Source organism: Candidatus Protofrankia californiensis (assembly GCF_900634765.1).
GTDB lineage: Bacteria > Actinomycetota > Actinomycetes > Frankiales > Frankiaceae > Protofrankia > Protofrankia californiensis.
In genome coordinates this window covers 1999-2851 of the sequence record NZ_CAAAFT010000269.1, presented here as the reverse complement: position 1 = coordinate 2851, position 853 = coordinate 1999, and the positions used below count along the sequence as shown (strand labels likewise).

Genomic DNA, 853 nt, shown 5'->3' with positions numbered 1-853 from the left:
GTCGTGTGCTGGACGGATATCGATGTGCGGCGGAGGGTGTCAGGCTGGCCGGGTGCACACACCCACCGGTCGGCTGATGCTGCTCGACACCCCGTCGCTGTATTTCCGCGCCTTCCACGGGGTGCCGCGGTCGGTCCGCTCCCCGGACGGGACGCCCGTGAACGCCGTGCGGGGTCTGCTGGACACCTTGGCCCGCCAGATCGCCGAGATCCGTCCCACCCGGCTGGTCGCCTGCTTCGACGCGGACTGGCGCCCGCGGTTCCGGGTCGCGCTGCTGGAGTCGTACAAGGCCCACCGGGTGGCCGCCGGCAGCACCGACGGGGCCGAGGACGTCCCGGTGGCGCTCACCGTCCAGCTGCCCGTCATCGACGCCGTCCTGGACGCCGCCGGTATCGCCCGGATCTCGGCCACCGGCTATGAGGCGGACGACGTGATCGGCACGCTGGCCGTCCGCGATCAGGCGGAGGTGGACGTGCTGACCGGCGACCGCGATCTGTTCCAACTGGTCGACGACTCCCGGCCGGTGCGGGTGCGCTATGCGGTCGAGCGGTTCGCCGTGGTCGACGAGGCCGCGGTGGCCGACCGCTTCGGCATCCCCGGCCGGGCCTACGCCGATTTTGCGGTGCTGCGCGGTGACCCCAGCGACGGGTTGCCGGGGGTGCCGGGTATAGGCGCGAAGACCGCGGCGGCGCTGCTGGCCGGGTTCGGTTCGCTGGCAGCGGTCCGGGCCGCTGCCGCGCGGGGGGACACCGCCGGCTTCCCGGGCGGGAGCAGACGGCGGATCGTCGAGGCCGAGGCCTATCTCGACGCGGCCGTCGCGGTGGTCGGGGTCGTCACCGACGTGGACCTGCCG

1 protein-coding gene is annotated in these 853 nt (G+C 73.6%); it reads left to right on the top strand.

Annotated features, from left to right (window positions below; translation table 11 throughout):
- Positions 1–22: 22 nt before the first annotated feature.
- Positions 23–853: 5'-3' exonuclease (locus DD1DGNOD_RS14800; protein WP_131770399.1), on the top strand; the 831-nt coding region annotated here is incomplete at its 3' end.